Annotated in this window: 17 protein-coding genes; 10 read left to right on the top strand and 7 right to left on the bottom strand. The window is 56.5% G+C overall.

Going from position 1 to position 20,733, the window contains the following annotated elements:
- Positions 1-125 precede the first annotated feature (125 nt).
- The 4 genes from KHU29_RS13180 (at position 126) to KHU29_RS13165 (ending at position 2,784) form a co-directional block, all read left to right on the top strand.
- A complete protein-coding gene (locus KHU29_RS13180; RefSeq protein ID WP_211453258.1) occupies positions 126-554 on the top strand; it encodes a hypothetical protein in 429 nt (142 codons plus the stop codon).
- Between the two features lie 83 nt (positions 555-637).
- Positions 638-1,621, top strand: a complete 984-nt coding sequence (gene thiL / locus KHU29_RS13175) for a thiamine-phosphate kinase (protein WP_211453257.1) — start codon at positions 638-640, stop codon at positions 1,619-1,621.
- A gap of 52 nt (positions 1,622-1,673) precedes the next feature.
- Entirely contained in the window at positions 1,674-2,192 is a 519-nt protein-coding gene (locus KHU29_RS13170) for a phosphatidylglycerophosphatase A family protein (protein WP_211453256.1), read from the top strand.
- Between the two features lie 88 nt (positions 2,193-2,280).
- The gene (locus KHU29_RS13165; protein WP_211453255.1) at positions 2,281-2,784 is read left to right on the top strand and encodes a CinA family protein; all 504 of its coding nucleotides are present in this window, start codon (positions 2,281-2,283) and stop codon (positions 2,782-2,784) included.
- 2 nt (positions 2,785-2,786) lie between these two features.
- Here KHU29_RS13165 and pyrF read toward each other — a convergent pair whose 3' ends face one another.
- Positions 2,787-3,614, bottom strand: coding sequence for an orotidine-5'-phosphate decarboxylase (gene pyrF, locus KHU29_RS13160; RefSeq protein ID WP_211453254.1), 828 nt, complete (start codon positions 3,612-3,614; stop codon positions 2,787-2,789).
- Positions 3,615-3,754: 140 nt separating this feature from the next.
- Here pyrF and KHU29_RS13155 point away from each other — a divergent pair, with 140 nt between their 5' ends.
- The 3 genes from KHU29_RS13155 to KHU29_RS13145 are packed head-to-tail and all read left to right on the top strand — an operon-like array spanning position 3,755 to position 5,744.
- Positions 3,755-4,354 carry a LemA family protein gene (locus KHU29_RS13155; RefSeq protein ID WP_211453253.1) on the top strand — a complete coding sequence of 200 codons (600 nt, stop codon included), beginning with the start codon at positions 3,755-3,757 and terminating at the stop codon, positions 4,352-4,354.
- Entirely contained in the window at positions 4,354-5,241 is an 888-nt protein-coding gene (locus KHU29_RS13150; RefSeq protein WP_211453252.1) for a TPM domain-containing protein, read from the top strand. Before KHU29_RS13155 ends, KHU29_RS13150 begins: the two co-directional genes overlap by 1 nt.
- Positions 5,241-5,744 (top strand): TPM domain-containing protein, encoded by a 504-nt coding sequence (locus KHU29_RS13145; protein WP_211453251.1) that lies wholly within the window; start codon positions 5,241-5,243, stop codon positions 5,742-5,744. The genes KHU29_RS13150 and KHU29_RS13145 overlap by 1 nt, the downstream gene beginning before the upstream one ends.
- A 46-nt stretch (positions 5,745-5,790) precedes the next feature.
- Here the strand turns inward: KHU29_RS13145 and dacB are convergent, their stop codons facing one another.
- Positions 5,791-7,218 (bottom strand): D-alanyl-D-alanine carboxypeptidase/D-alanyl-D-alanine endopeptidase, encoded by a 1,428-nt coding sequence (gene dacB / locus KHU29_RS13140; RefSeq protein ID WP_425514474.1) that lies wholly within the window; start codon positions 7,216-7,218, stop codon positions 5,791-5,793.
- Between the two features lie 166 nt (positions 7,219-7,384).
- Positions 7,385-7,567 (bottom strand): hypothetical protein, encoded by a 183-nt coding sequence (locus KHU29_RS13135; protein WP_211453250.1) that lies wholly within the window; start codon positions 7,565-7,567, stop codon positions 7,385-7,387.
- Between the two features lie 734 nt (positions 7,568-8,301).
- On the opposite strand from KHU29_RS13135, the gene mgtA reads away from it, so the two are divergent.
- On the top strand, positions 8,302-11,064 hold the full coding sequence (mgtA, locus tag KHU29_RS13130) for a magnesium-translocating P-type ATPase (protein ID WP_211453249.1): 2,763 nt from the start codon (positions 8,302-8,304) through the stop codon (positions 11,062-11,064).
- A 126-nt stretch (positions 11,065-11,190) separates the two neighbouring features.
- Here the strand turns inward: mgtA and KHU29_RS13125 are convergent, their stop codons facing one another.
- The 4 genes from KHU29_RS13125 to KHU29_RS13110 form a co-directional block, all read right to left on the bottom strand.
- Positions 11,191-11,841, bottom strand: a complete 651-nt coding sequence (locus tag KHU29_RS13125) for a DUF1345 domain-containing protein (RefSeq protein ID WP_211453248.1) — start codon at positions 11,839-11,841, stop codon at positions 11,191-11,193.
- Positions 11,842-11,996: 155 nt separating this feature from the next.
- On the bottom strand, positions 11,997-15,065 hold the full coding sequence (locus KHU29_RS13120; RefSeq protein ID WP_211453247.1) for an efflux RND transporter permease subunit: 3,069 nt from the start codon (positions 15,063-15,065) through the stop codon (positions 11,997-11,999).
- Between the two features lie 13 nt (positions 15,066-15,078).
- Positions 15,079-16,263 (bottom strand): efflux RND transporter periplasmic adaptor subunit, encoded by a 1,185-nt coding sequence (locus KHU29_RS13115; protein ID WP_211453246.1) that lies wholly within the window; start codon positions 16,261-16,263, stop codon positions 15,079-15,081.
- 23 nt (positions 16,264-16,286) lie between these two features.
- On the bottom strand, positions 16,287-17,765 hold the full coding sequence (locus tag KHU29_RS13110) for an efflux transporter outer membrane subunit (RefSeq protein WP_211453245.1): 1,479 nt from the start codon (positions 17,763-17,765) through the stop codon (positions 16,287-16,289).
- Positions 17,766-18,363: 598 nt separating this feature from the next.
- Here KHU29_RS13110 and groES point away from each other — a divergent pair.
- Both groES and groL read left to right on the top strand, forming a co-directional pair.
- A complete protein-coding gene (gene groES / locus KHU29_RS13105; RefSeq protein ID WP_092360168.1) occupies positions 18,364-18,657 on the top strand; it encodes a co-chaperone GroES in 294 nt (97 codons plus the stop codon).
- Positions 18,658-18,775: 118 nt separating this feature from the next.
- Positions 18,776-20,428 carry a chaperonin GroEL gene (groL, locus tag KHU29_RS13100; RefSeq protein WP_211453244.1) on the top strand — a complete coding sequence of 551 codons (1,653 nt, stop codon included), beginning with the start codon at positions 18,776-18,778 and terminating at the stop codon, positions 20,426-20,428.
- The last annotated feature ends 305 nt before the right edge of the window (positions 20,429-20,733 follow it).

The raw sequence follows: 20,733 nt of genomic DNA, 5'->3' as shown, positions 1-20,733 counted from the left end.
AGGTTGATGCGCGAGGTTGATGCGCGAGGTTGACGCACGAGGTTGTTGCAAGCGTTTGAACTGACCGTTGGCGCCGCATAAAGCGCGGCGCCAGGCAAATGCAATTGACATAGGAAGTCTGCAGCATGTTGATGATCCATTTTTTTCCCCGTATTGACAAACGGTTTGCCAGATTGGCTGCCTCGGTGTTGCTGCTTGCGCTCTCTCAACTTCCGCTCGCGCAGGCGGGAGAGCGTGTACCGCCGCTGCCCCCTGGAACGATAACGGTTGAGGATACGCATTATCAGCCTGTCGCTCCCGGCAGTACGGCGCCAACCAGACAGCAAATACTCGAAAAAGCCCTTGCAGGGCCAGTGACGCCGAAAGAGACGCCCAAGCCAGGCGAAACTACCATGGAAGAAATTACCCGGCCGGACGGCCAACGGGTGACCAAGGTGACCGGGCCGAACGGCACATATTGCGTGACACAGATTTCGGTCGGCAATACCAAGGGCGAAGATATCATGCAGAAAGGCGCCGTTTCGCGTACCACCAGCTGCGGGGCGCCGTTTTGAGTACATTTGCCGCTGTGCAATCATTTAATTCAAAAAACTAAGCAAAACCGCTGCAGTTGGCCGCCATTCGGTACAATCTACGCATGTTGTCTGAATTCGACCTAATTTCCCGCTATTTCACTCGCACGGCGCGCAGCAATATTGATCATATTGCCCTTGGCATCGGCGACGACTGCGCATTGCTGACGCCAACGGCCGGTATGCAAATGGCCATTTCCACTGACATGCTGGTGGAAGGGCGGCATTTTTTCCCCGACGCCGATCCATTCACGCTGGGCCATAAATGCTTGGCGGTCAACTTGTCCGACCTGGCGGCGATGGGCGCCCGGCCGCTGGCGTTTACGCTGGCATTGGCGCTTCCCGCTGCACGTGAAGAATGGCTGGCGCCGTTTTCAGCCGGCTTGCTGGCGTTGGCCGACGAGCATCATTGCGAGTTGATCGGTGGCGATACTACCAAGGGCCCGTTGAATATCTGCATCACGGTATTCGGCGAAATCCCGCCGGGGCAGGCTCTGCGCCGTGATGCCGCACAAGCCGGCGATGAAATCTGGGTTTCCGGCACACTCGGCGATGCGCGGCTGGCGCTGGCGGGCTATCGGCATGAACTGGCGGATCAGCTAGCAATGGATGCCGAGCTTCATGCGCTGGCAGCGACGCGCATGCACCAGCCAACGCCGCGCGTAACCCTCGGCCTGGCCTTGCGCGGCATCGCGCGTGCGGCGATCGACATTTCGGATGGCCTGGTTGGCGATCTCGGCCATATCCTGAAGCGCTCCGGCGTCGGCGCTACGCTGGCTGTCGATAACCTGCCTGCCGGCCCGGTGCTGTCGCAGCAAACCCAGGCGATCCGCCGCCATTTCACCCTGGCCGGCGGTGACGATTATGAATTGTGCTTTACCGCCCCTGCCGATCGGCGCGATGCAGTGTTGGCTGCAGGCCAGGCGGCAGCTACCGCAGTGACCCGCATCGGCAGCATTGACGCCAGCCACGGCCTGCGCCTGCGCGATACCGACGATGCCCCGCTTAAGCTGGAACTTGCTTCTTTCGATCACTTTCTCTCAACCTGACTCACGCAACCTGACTAACGCAACCTGACTAACGCAACCTGAATCGCACTACATGACCCAAGCCAACCCCACTCCTCAACCGATCAAAGCCAGCGCCCGCTTCATGCTGTCGCACCCGGCGCACTTCATTGCACAAGGATTTGGCAGCGGACTCTCGCCCGTCATGCCGGGCACCTTCGGCACCTTGTTCGGCTGGTTATCGTATGTGGTGCTGACTACCCGCTGGCCGGAAATTTTCACTCCGCTGAACTGGCTGGTGATCATCGCCGCCGGTTTTGTGGTCGGTATCTGGACTTGCCAAAGCACCGGCCGCCATCTTGGCGCACCGGATCACGGCAGCATGGTATGGGATGAAATCATCGCGTTCTGGCTGGTGCTGGTGCTGGTCACGCCGGCCAGCTTGCCGGCACAGTTCGGCGCGTTTGTCGTGTTCCGTTTTTTCGACATGGTCAAACCGCCGCCGATTGCCTATTTCGACCGTCATCTCAAGGGTGGCTTCGGTGTCATGTGGGATGACATTGTGGCAGCGTTTTATACGCTGTTGGTGTTGGCCTTGTGGCGGTTGTTTTAAGTTAACTGGCTACCTTTGACGGATTGCATCTGGCCGCAACAAGTGGCAGTATGTAACCACCGACTAGGCAGAAAACAGGAGCTTCGACATGAACACCGTGCTTGACGATACCACTGAACAAATCACTGATCTGGCAGCACAAGTCGGGCACGCCCTGCAGGCCAGGAACTGGTTCCTGTCTACCGCTGAATCCTGCACCGGCGGCGGGGTGTCGCAAGCAATCACTGAAATCGCCGGTTCGTCGGAATGGTTCGATTGCGGTTTCGTCACCTATTCCAATGCATCCAAGACCGAATTGCTGGACATCCCGGAAGCCGAGATTGCTCAATATGGAACAGTCAGCGAAGAAATCGCTGGCGCCATGGCGGAAGGTGCGCTGGCCAACAGCAATGCCGACGTCACCGTTTCCACCACCGGCATTGCCGGCCCGGGCGGTGCGGTGCCAGGCAAACCGGTCGGCACCGTATGTTTCGGCTGGTCGGTCGGCCATCACACCCATACCGAGCGCCTGGTGTTCTCAGGCGACCGGCGCGCCGTGCGCGAACAAACCGTGATTCATGCGCTGCAAGGTTTGTTGCGCTTCTTGAAATAATTTCAGGCCCGAAAACGATTGATCGCATCGCGGGTTTCCTCGGCCACGCGGCGCGCGGCCTGGGCGAAGTCCTCACCGGTAGCCTGATCGGGCTTGGCATACAAGATGGCGCGTGATGAGTTGATCATCATGCCCATGCCGTTTGCCGTTTTGCCGGCATTCACGGTCGCCTGAATGTCCCCGCCTTGAGCGCCAACCCCCGGCACCAGCAACGGCATGTCGCCGATGATGCTGCGCACTTGCGCCAACTCCTGCGGGAAAGTTGCTCCTACCACCAGGCCGCACTGGCCGTTGGTGTTCCATTTTTCAGCCACCAGGCGCGCCACATGTTGGTACAGCGGTACGCCATCCACCTTCAGGAATTGCAGATCGGAACCGCCGGCATTGGAGGTGCGGCATAACACGATGGCGCCGCGATCCTTCCATTCCAGGTACGGTGCGACCGAATCGAAGCCCATGTACGGGCTCACGGTCACGGCGTCGGCGCCGTAGCGCTCGAATGCTTCGCGTGCATATTGCTCGGCGGTAGCGCCAATGTCACCACGCTTGGCGTCCATCACAATCGGTATCTGCGGGTAATTTGTGCGCAGGTAGTCGCAAATCGCTTCCAGCTGGTCTTCTGCCCGTATCGCGGAAAAATAGGCAATCTGCGGCTTGAAAGCGCACGCAGTGGCCGCGGTAGCGTCTATAATTTCCTTGCAGAAAGTAAAGATGGCATCCGGTTGTTGCTGCAAATGTGATGGGAATTTGGCAATATCTGGGTCCAGCCCTACGCACAGCAAAGAATTGTTGGCGCTCCAGGCGGCGGATAGTTTTTCGATAAAAGTCACGATCAAGCCTCAATAATACGAACCCCGCATTGTAAGTCCAATTTAGCCGGGAATGACCGGAGTAGCGGCTATTTAACACTTGAGCAGGTATCGATAGTTTGCTAACGTGCATTACATTGCTTCTTTTATCAGGGATATCCATGAAAACTTTCTTCAAATGGCTGGCTACTATTGCTTTCCTCTCATCACTCAGCGCTTGCGGCTACAACGATTTCCAAACCAAGGATGAGGCTGTAAAAGCCGCCTGGGGCGAAGTCGTCAATCAATATCAGGGACGCGCCGACCTGGTGCCGAAAATCGCCCAGATCGTGAAAGCCTATGCCGTCCATGAAGAAGCTACTTTTGAAGCCGTGACCAAAGCCCGCTCCGCAGCGACCAGCTTCCAGATCACGCCGGAAGTGCTGAACGATCCCGCGGCGTTCGAGAAATTCCAGCAAGTGCAGGGGCAACTGTCGTCGGCCTTGTCGCGCTTGATGGCTGTGTCAGAGAACTACCCGCAACTGAAAGCAGACGGCTTATACCGCGATGCCCAGTCGCAACTGGAAGGCATAGAAAACCGCATCAAGGTAGCGCGTAACCGCTACATCGTCGCAGTCCAGGATTACAACGTGCTGGCACGCAGCTTCCCGACCAATCTGACTGCGATGGCGATGAGCTACAAGGTCAAGCCTTCGTTCACGGTGGATAATGAAAAAGCCATCTCGACTTCGCCCGACGTTGATTTCGGCGGCAAAAAATAATGTCGCTTAAGGTGATACGTGCAATCCCCGCAATCCGCGCGCTGCTATTGGCGCCGGCGCTGGCTTGCTGCCTGGCGCTGCTGAGCATATCGGCAACGCCCGTCATGGCGCAGACCATGGCGACGCAGGTTGCTGTGCCGCCCCTGCAAGCGCATGTCACCGACCTGGTCGGCATGCTTCAGCCGGCCCAGCGCGATACGCTCGACAATACCTTGAGCGAGTACGAAGCACGCACCGGCAGCCAGATCGCAATCCTGTTGCTCAGCAAGACCGAGCCGGAAGGCATCGAGGACTATGCCGTACGGGTGGCTGATGCATGGAAATTGGGCCGCAAAGGGATCGACGATGGCGTCATCCTGCTAGTGGCGAAAGACAATCCGAAAGCCTTGCGGCGCATGATGATCTTGACCGGGCGCGGCGTCCAGGGCACGTTGACCGATGCGCAGTCCAAACGCGTATTGCAGGAAATCATCGCTCCGTATTTTTCTAAAAACGACTATTACGGCGGCCTGACTGCCGGCATCTCAGCCATCATGCCATTGCTGGACCAGGAGAATTTCGCGCCGCCCAGCCGTAAGTCCGGGCCCGCGCAAGAGCCGTCTTCCGACTGGCTTGGCGCTTTGGCGCCGCTGCTGTTCTTCGGCTTCTTCATCTTGATCACCATCATTTCGCGCGCACGCGGCGGCAGCGCCGGTTCTGGCCGCGCCCTTAACAGCAACGTCTGGGGCAACGCCGCCGGTGTCATCATCGGCAGCATCTTGAGCCAGAGCGGACGTGGCGGCGGTGGTTTTGGGGGTGGCGGCGGAGGCGGAGGTTTTGGCGGCGGTGGCGGCTTTTCCGGCGGCGGCGGTGGATTCGATGGCGGCGGCGCGTCGGGAGATTGGTAATGGGAAAAACTTTGCAACGCCTCTGGCGCCATCTGCTAACCACGCGACGCAGCGCGCAACGCGCATTTACGGCAGCCACGCTCAAGGCTATCCAGCAAAAGATTGCTGAAGGCGAAATCACGCATCGGGCCGAAGTCAAAATGATTGTGGAAGGGTCGCTGAGCTTGCCGGCAGTACTCAATGGCGTAACCTCACGCAATCGCGCCCATGAACTGTTCTCGCATTATCGGATCTGGGACACCGAAGAAAACGTTGGCGTCTTACTCTACGTGAACCTGGCCGATCACAAGGTCGAGATCATTGTCGACCGCGCCATCGGCCGCGCCACCAAGTCTGCCGAATGGCAAGCCGTGTGCAAAACCATGACCAAGGAGTTCGCCAACGGCGCATTTCACGACAGCACGCTGGCAGCACTAGAGCAAATGAACGCCCTGCTGACACAGCACTTCCCGGATCAAGACCGGAAAAAGAACGAGCTGTCAGACAAGCCGCTGGTCTTGTGATCGCCCGATTAAATTGACTCTGAGTCAATTTAACTCCCTGCTTATTTCAACCGTTCTCGTATACCCACTGCAGCAAGCCGTCTTGGGCGGCTTGGCCTCTGGGGGCGTTAGGGTGGTTGATCAGGCATACCACTGCGTAGTATTTGCCGGAGGCGGCCAGGACGTAGCCGGCAATTGCTCTTACATCGTTCAGGGTGCCGGTCTTGACGTGGGCCTGGCCTGCAACGGTTTGGTTTTTGAGGCGCTTGCGCATGGTGCCGTCGTAGCCTACCAGCGGCATCGAGGAGACGAACTCGGGCATGACCGGCGACTGGAATGCGGCGGTCATCATGCGGCCCATGGTCTTGGCGGAAATCCTTTCGTTGCGTGACAGTCCGGAGCCATTTTCGATCACCAGGCCGCTGGCATCTATGCCCTTGTTGGTCAACCAGCTTTGGATGGCGCGCGCGCCGCGTTCCGGGGTGGCGGGGACTTTCAAAATATCGGAAGCAATGGTCAGCAACACCTGCCGCGCCATCACGTTGTTGCTGTATTTATTGATGTCGCGGATCACTTCCGGCAACGTCACCGAACTCCATTCGCTGATCAGGCTGCTGCCGGCCGGCGTCACGCCGTTTCTCACCACGCCGCTGAAAGTACCGCCGAGATCGGCCCACATTTGCCGGAATACCGCGCCAAAGTATTGGGTGGAGCTCATCTTGTAGGGATTGATATACCAGGTCTTTTCACCGCAAGAGGCCGGCATCGCGCCGTTGAAACTGGCGCCGTCGGCATCCACCGTGGCTTGCAGTTTGCCCTGCCAGTCATCGCAATTGCCGCTACCCAGGCGCGGCGGCGTAACCGGGTAACCGCTCATCGGCGGATCGGTCAGCACATTGACCTGGCGTGTTTCCAGGTTCGGCACGAACTGGAAGGTCAGCGTCTTGTAGTTCAGCAGCAAGGCGTCGGGGCCGACGTTATAAGGCTTCAGCGGATCACCGTCGAATTCGGAGGGATCGTAGGCATTCTCATCAAACGTACTGCGGTCGAGGACGATATTGCCGCGGATGTCGCGAATGCCCTTGGCGCGGATCTGGCGCAGGAACAGCCAGAAATTTTCCAGCACCAGCTTGGGATCGCCGTTGCCTTTGAAGATCAGATCTCCTTGCAATACATTGCCGGCCTGGCTGCCGTTGGTGTACGCCTGGGTTTTCCAGCGATAGGTCGGCCCCAGCAATTCCAGCGCGGCGTCGGTCGTCACCAGTTTCATGGTCGACGCCGGATTGAACGGCACGCCGGCGTTGGCCGATGCCAGCACTGTTCCCGTGCCGTCGACCTCTTGCACATACACGCCAACGCTTTGGGCCGGAATCCCGGCAACCTGCAAGGCTTTGCTAAACGTCGCCGGCAGCCCGGCGGAAGACTCTTGTGCCTGAACACCGCTCAACAAGGCGGAAGATAAAACGAGGAGACTGATCGCGCGGATTTTATTCAAGTGAGCACCGGTGAAAAAGAGAATTTGCGTGGGATTATCCCACGCGTTCACGCGATGCAAAGGATGGGGTTGTCGCCGGCTTGGAATAAGGCGACCAATTGCGCAGCAAACAGAGCGGCTGCGGGATGTTGTCAGCTATCCCGATGTGGTTCCACGGACTGCGGCTTCAGAGCAAAACCGGTATGGCTTCCAAAATAAACAACGCCAGCAAAGCGCCGCAAATAGCGCCGATGGCGCGCAAGCTGCCTTTGGCAAACTTGGATGCTACCGGTACTTCGCCGCACAGTATCAACCCGGCCAAGGTTGCCGGCACAAAGAAAATCAGATTGTGCATTATCAGGTTGACCATCATCGTCTCCTTGGCTTACTTGTAATTTCAGTATAGGTTTCCGGTTCTCAAAGGCAAGGCCGAATAATGGAATGACAACAATATGAATATCAAAAAAACACTATGAAATCAAAGCCGAAAAAACTAGTGCTGTCCTGCACAATTTTCTTGACCGCCACCCACGGCGCGACTACTATCCACCAGTCTAAATTTTATGGAGCCCCTTTTAATGGGCACTTGTTCGAGTGACAGTTGTAGCCAGACCCGTTCTGGCGCCGCCTCGGCAAGATAACGCAGGATTTCCCCTGCCGTCATCTCGCCACCGGCGGATGATGGTATCCCAGTGTCCGGAATTCGTTTCCGGCCATACAGTATTCCACCACCTGATCTTGTTTCATGCAAAGCTGTGTTGCCGTTCCGGTAGCGCGCTAGGCTGAATCTGGCTCTGACCACGGCTTTTGCCGATGTCCGGAGCCATCGAACATCTGTGTATCTGCGCTTGATACCAGCTCTTGAAATTGACGCGAGATTGTCATCAAGATGTCACCGATCGAATTTACAGTCTGGTGCCGTCCTAAAGCTTTTACTTTTTTCGCTAACTAGTTGTCATCCGGATGGATTGCCAGTCGTTAACATAAAGTTAAATCGATAAAGTTAAATCGATAAAGTTAAATCGAAAAAATTAAAAAACCGGCAGGAAGCAACACTCTGATCGACGACAGCCGACCGTATTGCATGAAAAAAAGAAGAACTCCATGAATCTGAATATTCTTAAAGAAACATTCGTCAGCTTTGTCCGCACGCATGGCATGGATCGCCACTTTCGCCGTCTTGGCGCGGACATGTTTCGCAGCACGCCGGTTACCAAGGAAGTGCCACCTTCACTGGCAGAAACCTTGTCAACCGCGGCAAGTATCGACATCAGCGAACTGTTCACGAAACTGCACAGCCGTGCGGACGGCCTGACCGAAGCTGAGGCCGACGATATCCGCGTCAGCGCGGGCCCCAATGAAGTCGAGCATCAAAAGCCGATTTCAAAATGGACGCATCTGTGGCAATGCTACAAAAACCCGTTTAACCTGCTGCTGACCGTACTGGCCGGCGTATCGTATCTGACCGAAGATATGAAAGCCACCATCGTCATCGGCTCGATGGTGCTGCTGTCGACCTTGCTGCGCTTCGTCCAGGAGTCACGCTCCAACAATGCCGCCGACAAACTCAAGGCCATGGTCAGCAATACGGCCACCGTGCTGCGTCACGATCTGGCCCAGGACATCGCTGAGGAGGCATTGCGCTACTTTGACGTGACCTTGCATCCGAAGGGTGCGCGCCGGATCGAGCTGCCGATCAAGAAACTGGTGCCGGGCGATATCGTCCAGCTCTCCGCCGGCGACATGATTCCAGCCGATCTGCGCTTGCTGACCGCCAAGGATCTGTTTATCAGCCAGGCGGCAATGACCGGCGAATCGTTGCCGGTGGAAAAATTCCTTACCCATCGCGGCATCGTCACCGGCAATCCGCTGGAACTCGACAACCTGTGCTTCATGGGCACCAACGTGGTCAGCGGATCGGCTACCGCGATCGTCGTCACCACGGGCAATCAGACTTATTTCGGGGCGCTGGCTGAACGCGTCACGGCCACCGACCGCACGCCGACTGCGTTCCAGTCGGGCGTCAACAAGGTAAGCTGGCTGTTGATCCGCTTCATGATGGTGATGACGCCGGTGGTGTTCTTGTTGAACGGTTTTACCAAAGGCGACTGGGTCGAGGCCTTCCTGTTTGCGATGTCGATTGCCGTCGGCCTGACGCCGGAAATGTTGCCGATGATCGTCACCTCGACGCTGGCCAAGGGCGCCGTCGCCCTGTCGCGCAAGAAGGTGATCGTCAAGCGCCTCGATGCGATCCAGAACTTCGGCGCCATGGACGTGCTGTGTACCGACAAGACCGGGACCCTGACCCAGGACAAGATTTTCCTGGAGCGCCATACCGACATCCTCGGCGAGCAGGATGACCTGGTATTGGAATACGCCTACCTCAACAGCCACTATCAAACCGGCCTGAAAAACCTGCTCGACGTCGCCGTCCTCGAACATGCCGAGCTGCAGCGCGAAATGGCGCTGGCTTCGGCCTATCGCAAGGTCGACGAAATTCCGTTCGACTTCCAGCGCCGCCGCATGTCGGTGGTGGTCAGCGAACGGGACGACCATCACGAACTGATCTGCAAAGGTGCGGTTGAAGAAATCGTCTCAGTCTGTACCCACGCACGCCACAACGGCGAGGTGGTGCCGTTCACCAAAGAATTGCTGCAAGAAATCTACGACACCACATCCAGCCTGAACGCCGAAGGCTTGCGTGTAGTAGCGGTGGCTGCCAAGGATCTGCCGCCAACCAAGGAAGTGTATGGCGTTGCCGATGAATCCGATCTGGTGCTGATTGGCTATATCGCCTTTCTCGATCCGCCAAAAGAATCCACCAGACCAGCACTGGAAGCGCTCAAGGCGCACGGCGTCACTGTCAAGATCCTGACCGGCGACAATGAACTGGTGACCGCCAAGATCTGCCGTCAAGTCGGCCTTGCAGTAGATGGCATGCTGCTGGGCTCACACGTTGAAAAAATGAGCGATGCCGAACTGGCAGTAGCAGTTGACACTACTACCGTCTTTGCCAAACTCAGCCCGACCCACAAGGAGCGCATCGTACGCGTCTTGCATGACAAGGGCCACGTGGTTGGTTTCATGGGCGATGGCATTAACGATGCACCGGCACTGCGGGCCGCCGACATCGGCATTTCCGTCGATACCGCAGTCGACATCGCCAAGGAAGCCGCCGATATCATCTTGCTGGAAAAGAGCCTGATGGTGCTGGAGGAAGGCGTGCTGGAAGGCCGCAAGACCTTCGCCAACATGTTGAAATACATCAAGATGACGGCCAGCTCGAATTTCGGCAATGTGTTCTCGGTGCTTCTCGCCAGCGCGTTTCTGCCGTTCCTGCCGATGCTGCCGTTGCAACTGCTAGTGCAAAATCTGCTCTACGATATTTCGCAAATCACGATTCCTTTCGACAATGTCGACAAGGAATTCCTGGAAAAGCCGCAGCGCTGGAACGCTGGCGAAATTGGCCGCTTCATGATCTACTTCGGCCCGATCAGCTCGATCTTCGACATCACCACTTTCGCCTTGCTGTGGTACGTCTTCGGCGCGAATGCACCGGAACATCAAACATTGTTCCACACAGGCTGGTTCGTCGAAGGCTTGCTGTCGCAAACACTGATCGTGCACATGATCCGTACCCGCAAGATTCCGTTCTTCCAAAGCCGCGCGTCCTGGCCGTTGCTGAGCATGACCATCGTCATCATGGCGGTCGGCATCCTGTTACCGATGTCGCCAATGGCGGGCTATTTCAAATTCCAGGCCCTGCCGCTGATGTATTTCCCCTGGCTGGTCCTGATCTTGATTGCCTATGCGGTGCTGACACAGGCGATGAAAGGCTGGTATGCCCGCCGCTTCGGCTGGCAATAAGAGGGAATGCCGGCAGGTAGAACGAGAATGGTCATTTAGTCGATCATTCTTCGCTCCATAAGAAAAAGGCCAATCCGCAAGGATTGGCCTTTTTTACGTCGCAACCGATACGCCCATGCCGTAGATTTATCCGATCAGGCCGGCTGCAATATTGATCGACAACCCCAGGATGGCCGAATTGAACAGGAACGTCAGTATCGATTGCATCAGGACGATCTTACGCATTGGCCGCGTCATGATGCTGACGTCGGAAGTCTGTACCGCTACCGCCATGGTGAAAGAAAAATAAAGGAAATCCCAGTAATCGGGATTCTTTTCATCGTCAGGGAAGCGCAGCGGCAGTTTGTCGACACTGCAGGCATAGAACAGGCGTGCATAGTGCAAGGCAAAGACGGTGCCGACCATAAACCACGAACCCAGCACGGTCATCCCGGTAAACAGATACCGGATTTCTTTCGGCCCCGGCAAGAAGTCCTTGGTCTGCGTCAATCCCAGCACCACCGCACCAATGCTGGAAACTGCTGCGATGCAAATGATGACCAGGATCATGGTATCGTTTTCATCCTCAATGGCGGCGCGTCTTTTCACCTGTTTCGCGGTCGCCCTGGTCATCATCCACCAAATTGTCGCCAGATACGTCCAGACGCCGGCATTCCAGCCTATCAGCAGCTGTGTGAGGCGCGAGCCCTGTGGCAGGATCGCCCAGACCGCAACACCGACCAGCAACGCAATCACCAGGCGCGGGTGTGTATGAAAAACCAAGCGGCGCACATTCATGTTTATCCTCAGCTGAATCCGATATCGAGATGTGGCGAGACGGCAATCGAGCCGCCTCGCCATTTTTTATCGATAGCATATGGCAACCGGGGACTTTCGTGTATTTTCGTTGGATGCACTCGTAGGGTGGGCACGCCTTTGTGCCCACCCTACGGCTATTTTTCAGCAGCGTGCAATTTGCCCCCTGCCACACCGGCAGCTGCCTCACTGTGCTTGCGCCGGAATTTACGTCCAGACCAAACCAGGAAGTCATCGACATACGTAAATACGACAGGTATCACCAGCAGGCTCAGGAATGTCGACGTCACCAACCCGCCGATTACGGCAATCGCCATCGGCCCTCGGAAACTGGAGTCGGCTCCCAATCCCAGGGCGATCGGCAACATGCCAGCGCCCATGGCGATGGTGGTCATGACGATCGGCTGGGCCCGCTTGTGGCACGCATCCATCAAGGCGTCGAAGCGGCTCAGCCCGTGATCGCGTCTGGCGACGATAGCGTATTCAACCAGCAGAATCGAATTCTTGACCGCAATCCCCATCAACATCAGCAAACCGATCAGCGATGGCATCGAGAACGAATTATGCGTGATCAACAGCGCCGCAAATGCACCGCCGATAGACAGAGGTAATGCCGCCAGAATCGTCACCGGTTGCAAGAACCCTTTGAACAACAGCACCAGCACCATATAGACGCACAAGACACCGGTTAGCATGGCCAGGGCGAAGCCGGAGAACAGCTCCTTCATGACTTCCGCATCGCCCAACTCGCCGCGCTTGACATTAGGCGGCAGGTTTTTCAGGTTCGGCAATTCATTGATCTTGTCCATCACTTCCCCCAGTTCATGGCCGTTCAGTTCGACATGGATGATCACGCGGCGGTTACGGTCGATGCGGTCGATACGCGCCGGCCCGCTGTCAAAACGAATGTCGGCGACCGAGCTGAGCGGTACGTTACCGTTTTTCCCTTGCACCGACAGACGTTCCAGCACGCTCATGTCGTGCCGCGCAGCTTCCGGCAAGCGTACGCGAATCGGCACCTGGCGTTCCGGCAGATTCAGCTTGGCTACCGATTGATCGTAATCGCCCGAAGTCGCTATACGCAAGGTATCGCCAATCGCCGAAGCGGTGACGCCAAGGTCGGCGGCTTTGGCAAAATCAGGCGTGACGATGATTTCAGGACGCACCAGGCTGATGCTGGAAGTCACGTTGCCAAGATCCGGAATGCCACGGATTTCGCGCTCTACCGCTTGCGTCACCGCACTGAGTGCCTGCGGATCGTCGCCGGATAACAATAGTTGCAGTTCCTCGCCATTGCCGCCGGCGCCAACGGTAAACCGCAAGCCGGGTAACTGCGTCAGCAGCTTGCGCAGCTCTATATCGACCTCGCTCTGTTTCTTCTTCCGCTCAGGCAGATCCTTGAGCAGTACGGTCAGGGTGGCACGCCGTGCATCGTCGCCGCCAATCGCGCTGTACACCTGGGACACATCCTTGTTGGTCATCAACAAGCTGCGTGCGTGTTCCGCGCTGGCGCGCGTGTCCGCCAGGATGCTGCCAGGCGGCAGTTCCAGCGTGACTTGCGTCTGTCCTCTGTCGCTAGCCGGAATGAAACCGGTCGGCAGGAAAGGAATCATCGCCAGGGATGCAGCAAAAAATACCGCAGCCATGACCGTGGTCTTGATCCGGTGATGCATGCACCAGGATGCAACCGCCAGATACCTGGTCATCAGGCGGCTTTCCTTTTTCTCATGCACGATAGGCTTTAACAAATACGCCGCCATCATCGGTGTCAGCAGCCGTGCCACGATCAATGAGGTAGTCACCGCGATGGCGGCAGTCCAGCCGAACTGCTTGAAGAATTTACCGACGATGCCGCTCATGAATGCTGTCGGCAGAAACACCGCTACCAAGGTAAACGTAGTCGCCACCACCGCCAGGCCGATTTCATCGGCGGCTTCCATCGCCGCCTGATACGGTGTTTTTCCCATGCGCAGGTGGCGCACGATGTTTTCGATTTCAACAATCGCGTCATCGACCAGGATCCCGATCACCAGCGCCAGCGACAACAAGGTGATGCCGTTGAGGGTAAAGCCGAGAAAATTCATCGCCATGAACGTCGGAATGATGGACAGCGGCAACGCGGCAGCGGCTACCAGCGTAGCACGCCAGTCGCGCAAGAAGAACCAGACCACCAGCACCGCCAGGATCGCGCCCTCATACAACAGCGACATGGAACCGTCGTAGTTTTCCTGGACTGCGTCGACGTTGTTGAAAGCTTCTTCGATTTTTATGTGCGAGGCTTTCTCGCTCAGCTTGGCGACTGCTTTCTTGACCGCCTTGGCTACCGTGATTTCACTGGCGCCTTTGCTCCGTGTAATCGCAAATCCGACTACCGGTTTGCCGTCGAGCAGCGTGATCGCAGTGCGTTCGCCGACACCGTCGGTCACCTTGGCAACCTGATCCAGCCGGATAACATGGCCGTCCGGCAGAGCCATCTGCAAGGCAGCGATCTCAGCCACATTACCGACAGTGCCGATAGTGCGCACCGATTGCCGCGCTCCGCTGATGTCGGCTTTACCACCCGGCGCCTCTTGTTGCACACGCTGCAGTTGACGTGAGATCTGGGCCGCAGACACATTCAGTGCCGCCATGCGTTCAGGATCGAGTTCAACCAGAACTTCCCGGTTGACGCCGCCGACCCTGGCTATCTTCCCCACACCCTGAACCGATAACAAGGCTTTGGAAACATCATTATCAACAAACCAGGACAAGGCCTCTTCATCCAGTTGATCGGATTTTACGGTGTAGGTGATGATCGGCTGGCCGGAAGTGCTGGCCTTGCCATAAACAGGATCGCGGACGTCGGAAGGCATGTCGCTACGCACGCGATTAACCGCATCGCGTACGTCATTCATCGCTTCTGCGATGTCCTTTTCCAGGCGAAATTCGATCTCGGTATTCACCACGCCATCGCTGATAGTCGTGTAGATATGGCGAATATCGGTGACGGTAGCCACCGAGTTTTCAATCTTCCGCGCGACTTCCGTTTCCAGCTGCGACGGCGACGCGCCCGGCAAGCTGGTCGTCACTGAAACGAATGGAAATTCGATGTCGGGAGAATCCTGCACAATCATGCTTTTGAAACTCATCAATCCCATGATAGTGAGCAAGATGAACAGCAGAATGGCGGGCACCGGGTGCTTAATCGAGAGAGAGGAAAAATTCATGGCGGATCCTCGCTTACTTCAATGCCAGCGGTGCGTTGCTGGCAGCAGCCGGCTTGACGGCCGGCTTGCGGATTTGCGTAACTTCTGCCGGATTCGACACACGTACCGTGTCGCCGTCGGCCAGGAATCCCGCCCCCTTTTCGATCAGGATCATCGCCGGCGTGATGCCATCGGCGCCACTGGCAACTTCAATCCGTTCGCCGACACGACGCCCCAAAGTCACCTTGGTTTGTATGACCTTATCGTCCTTACCCAATTGGTAGACATAACTAAAGCCATCGCGCATCACCACCGAGCTTTGCGGCAAGGTGAGTGCTTCTGCATGACCCAGCAAAAACTGGCCGGTGCCGAACATGCCGGCGTGCGCATTGCCTGGCGCCGGCAGATCGACATACACCAGCGCGTTACGGGTTAGCGGATCTACCGTAGGTGCAATCATGCGCACCTTGCCATCCACCATGACGCCGTTGGTCACGCGTAATTTCACTGCCTGCCCGACCTTGATCTGCAGCAGGTCGGTGGCGTTAACTTCGGCGCGCCATTCAAGACGATTCTGGCGAATCAGCTTGAATAGTTCTTGTCCTTGGGATGCCACCGCGCCAACCGTTGCGGTGCGTGAAGAAATGACGCCGTCGTCGGGCGCAATCACCTGGGTTTGGCGCAACCGGATCTGTTGCATTTCCAGGCTCGCCTGTGCCGACAGCAAACGTGCTTTGGCACTGCGCTCAGCCACCTCATATTGGGTGGTTTGCTGGCCGCTCAAGGCGCCGCTGTTGACCAGGGTGCGTGCTCGTTCAGCATTCGCATCGGCCTCAGACAAAGCGGCGCGCGCTTCTTCCACCGCGGCTTTTTGCTGCGCTACCTGGGCTGCCACGCTTTCATTGGTAAACCGGGCCAGAACCTGGCCGCGCTTGACGATGTCGCCGACGTTGACCCGCACTTCCGCCAGCAACAAACCGCCAAGTTCGCTGCCAACCACGGCTTCTTGCCAGGCGGCGATGCTGCCGTTGGCAGACAGCGACAATGGCCAGTCGACGCTTTGCGCTTTGGTGGTGGTGACGGTGAGCGATGCCTTCGGCTTGGCCGGCTCTTTGTCGACGGATTTGGCGTGGTTGCCGGTAATGCCCCAGAATGCGCCGCTACCGATGACAACAATAACGGCGACGATTGCTATTTGCTTGAAAGATGGCTTTTTCATGACAGTATTCTTTACTTGTTTTGTTAAGAACGATCGGTGTTTGGCGCAGTAGCAGGCTGGGCCGGTATTGCCGCCTGCTCCTTGTCGTTGCGCCAGCCGCCGCCCAGGGCTTTGTATAGTGCGATCCAGGCGGTTACGTGTTCGCGTTGTACGCTGATTTGAGTTTGCTGTGCGGCCAGGAAAGTACGGCGTGCGTCTTCCAGTTCAAACAGGCTGCCGCTCCCGGCTTTGAATTTATCGTCGTTGGCGCGGTAGTAACGTTCATATTCCTGCGCCGCCAGTGCTGCATCGTTTTCGCGCCGCGCAGCCGCATCCAGCCGCACCAATGCTTCTTCGATTTCTCGCGCCGCAGTTCGTACCTGCAATTGGTAGCCGGCATAGGCCTCGTCGTAACGGGCGCGGGCCAGGTCGACTTCGGCCTTTCGGCGGCCGGCGTCAAACAAGAGCAGGTTGAGCGAAGGACCGAACGACCAGGTTTTGGAATGTCCGCTTTGGCCGTCAAAACGCAAGCCCCCGATACCGATGCTGCCTAACAGCGAAATGCTCGGATAACGATTCGCCTGGGCGACGTTGATCTCTGCGCTGGCAGCCGCCAGTTCCCGCTCAGCCACCGCGATATCAGGTCGTTGCGACAAGGCTTGCGCCGGCACGCTGTCGACTGCGATATCGCGCGGTTGCGGCAAGTGCTGGTTGAGGGCGAGCCTGGTGCGCAAAGCCGGTTCAGGAATATCTGTCAGCGCCACCAGCGCCTTGATATCCAGATCGCATTCGGCGCGCTGCACGATCAGCTTTTGCCGCGCATCGGCGGTCGAGCCGTTAATCAAGGCGCCATCGGCGGGTGCAGTGAAACCAGCCTTCACCTTAAGTGCGGTAAGTTGCCCGGTTTGCTCACGCGATTTCAGATCTTGCGCCAGCATCTCGGTAGTCGCCACGCAAGCCCGGTAATTGACCAGAGTGCTGCCGACTTCGGCCGCCAGCGACACCCGGGCGCCATACCAATCGGCATTGCGGGCGAATACGCGCGCATTGGCGGCATCGGCCGCTTTGCGTTTGCCGCCGAACAGGTCAAGCTCCCAACTGGCGTCGAAAGTAGCGCTGTTGCTGGTGGAGATGAAGGCCGTGTCGCCGGTGCCGCCGGAGAGTGACCGGCTGCGCACGCTGCTGGCATTGGCTGCTAGTGAGGGATATAGCGCGCTGCCGGAAGAAACCGCGGTAGCGCGCGCCTGCGCAATACGCGCCAGAGCCTGCGCCAGGCTAGGATTATTTGCCTCGGCGGTGGCAACCAGCTCGCCCACCAGCGGATCGTCGAATTGCGACCACCAGCGTGTCAGATCGGTTGTACCGCTAGCTGCAGCTGCCGGCTGCGGCAGAGTGGCTTGAAATTGTGGCAGCACTGCTTGTGATGATGTGGCTGGCGCGGGTACCTGGTAGGTAGGCCCGACAACACAGCCGGCGATCACGGACAGCAGGGGTACGCTGCCGAGCATCTTGTATAAACGCATTTTTTCCCTTACTTAATTTTTTGAGGGCTCCCAAATCGGGGTTTTTAGTTGTTTTATGCTTTTTACGGGGTGGTGCGTGGTCTCAGAATATTTGCTGCAACTCTCCAATTTACAGTGTGTATCGACACTGTAAAGAGGAAAATTGCTACTGAGTATGTGATTGCGACAATCTGCAGAATCGTTGGGATCAATCGACTGAAACACGGGTTGAAATGCAATCAAGCCGAGTCGCAGGAAATATGCCTGAAACATTATCAAAATGTTATTTTCGATTTTTATCGGATATCTTGCCAAATTTCTGCGCAGCAATAATAGCGCGCTTTGCACCTGTTTAGTAACCCCCATACCACTTTCACCTGACTTGATCGTGTATTCGACAGACTGCAAAGAAATCGATAATTCTCCGGCGAATCCGAATGCGGGCTTGAAAAATCGACAGAGCGTCCCTATACTTAGCACTCGTTAGGAGAGAGTGCTAACAATCTCCCCGACCTAGTCACTGTGCGGCGCATCTTTATAGCAAAGCAGAGCGGTCAGTTCACTTTGCTGCGATGTTGCTGCAAATACAAATAACCTGTTGAATCTTAAGGAGTCACATATGAATCTTCGTCCTTTGCACGATCGCGTAATCGTCAAGCGTCTCGACCAGGAAACTAAAACTGCATCGGGTATCGTGCTGCCAGAAGCTGCTGCTGAAAAGCCGGATCAAGGTGAAGTCCTGGCCGTCGGTAACGGCAAGATTCTGGACGACGGCAAAGTCCGTCCGCTGGCAGTCAAGGTTGGCGATCGCGTTTTGTTCGGCAAATACTCCGGTCAAACTGTCAAGATCGACGGCGAAGAACTGCTGGTAATGCGTGAAGAAGACCTGTTTGCCGTAGTTGAAGGCAAGTAATTCCGGATAAACCGGAATTATCTGATGAATATCTGATTAATCGGCGCTCAGCGCTTCCAATCAGAATCAGGTCCGCGCACTACACAATCGAATTCAACCCTCTTCAGGAGAATCAAACATGGCAGCAAAGCAAGTAATTTTCGGCGATGATGCACGCGCCAAGATCGTCAACGGCGTCAACATTCTGGCTAACGCAGTTAAGGTAACTCTGGGTCCTAAGGGCCGTAACGTGGTTCTGGAGCGTAGCTTCGGCGCCCCTACCGTAACCAAGGACGGTGTTTCGGTTGCTAAAGAAATCGAACTGAAAGACAAGCTGGAAAACATGGGCGCGCAGCTCGTGAAAGAAGTCGCTTCCAAGACTTCCGACAACGCTGGTGACGGTACCACTACCGCTACCGTGCTGGCACAAGCTATCGTTCGCGAAGGCTTCAAGTACGTTGCCGCCGGTTTCAACCCGACTGACCTGAAGCGCGGTATCGACAAAGCTGTTGTCGCCATCGTTGCAGAAATCAAGACACTGTCGAAGCCAACTACAACCAGCAAGGAAATCGCTCAAGTTGGTTCGATTTCGGCTAACTCCGACGCTGACATCGGCGAAATCATTGCCAAGGCAATGGATAAAGTCGGCAAAGAAGGCGTGATCACAGTTGAAGATGGCAAGTCGTTGGAAAACGAACTGGACATCGTCGAAGGTATGCAATTCGACCGTGGCTACCTGTCGCCATACTTCATCAACAACCCGGAAAAGCAAGTTGTTGCCCTGGAAAACCCGTTCGTCCTGCTGTTCGACAAAAAAGTATCGAACATCCGTGACCTGCTGCCGATCCTGGAACAAGTCGCCAAGTCGGGCCGTCCTCTGCTGATCATCGCAGAAGATGTCGAAGGCGAAGCGCTGGCAACTCTGGTTGTGAACAACATCCGCGGCATCCTGAAGACTGCTGCTGTCAAGGCTCCTGGCTTTGGCGATCGTCGTAAAGCCATGCTGGAAGACATCGCTATCCTGACCGGTGGCCAGGTTATCGCTGAAGAAGTCGGCCTGACACTGGAAAAAGCCACTCTGGCTGAACTGGGCCAAGCCAAGCGTATCGAAATCAGCAAAGAAAACACCACCATCATCGACGGTGCAGGCGAAGCCATCACTATCGAAGCTCGCGTCAAGCAAATCCGTGCGCAAATCGAAGAAGCATCTTCGGATTACGACCGTGAAAAACTGCAAGAACGCGTTGCCAAGCTGGCCGGCGGCGTTGCGCTGATCCGCGTTGGTGCTGCAACCGAAGTTGAAATGAAAGAAAAGAAAGCACGCGTTGAAGATGCTCTGCACGCTACCCGTGCAGCAGTTGAAGAAGGCGTGGTTCCAGGCGGCGGCGTTGCATTCCTGCGCGCACGTGCTAACGTCAAGGACCTGAAAGGCGACAACGCCGACCAGGAAGCCGGCATCAAGATCGTGCTGCGCGCGATCGAAGAGCCACTGCGTCAAATCGTATTCAACGCTGGCGACGAGCCATCGGTTGTGGTTAATGCAGTCCTGGCAGGTAGCGGCAACTATGGTTACAACGCTGCCGACGGCACTTATGGCGACATGATTGCACTGGGCATCCTGGACCCAACCAAGGTTACCCGTTCGGCATTGCAAAACGCCGCTTCGGTTGCTTCCCTGATCCTGACTACCGAAGCGATGATCGCTGAAGTACCAGAAGACAAGTCGGCTGGCGGCATGCCAGGCGGCATGGGTGGTATGGGCGGCATGGGTGGTATGGACGGCATGATGTAATTTTGACGGGCCGGAGTATTCCGGCTCTGAGAAAGCATCGGTTGTTATGCTTTGAAAAGCCTGCGATAGTTTTCTATCGTGGGCTTTTTCTTTTGGAGCGGGAGTCCGTAAGAGTCAAATGGGGACAGAGTCTGACCCCATTTAGCTGCAGATGCATATACATCATGGTAATAACGCCATACCCCCCCGTGCCAGAATAGATGTCGCCTCGATAGGAAATTAATCAACGGGGGCGCAAAGGAAATGAAGTGGCAAGATACAGTGAAGCATTTAAGAACAGAGCAGTAGCCAGATTGTTACCACCT

The organism is Collimonas antrihumi (assembly GCF_018304965.1).
Lineage (GTDB): Bacteria > Pseudomonadota > Gammaproteobacteria > Burkholderiales > Burkholderiaceae_D > Collimonas > Collimonas antrihumi.
This window is presented reverse-complemented; position numbering and strand designations above follow the sequence as displayed.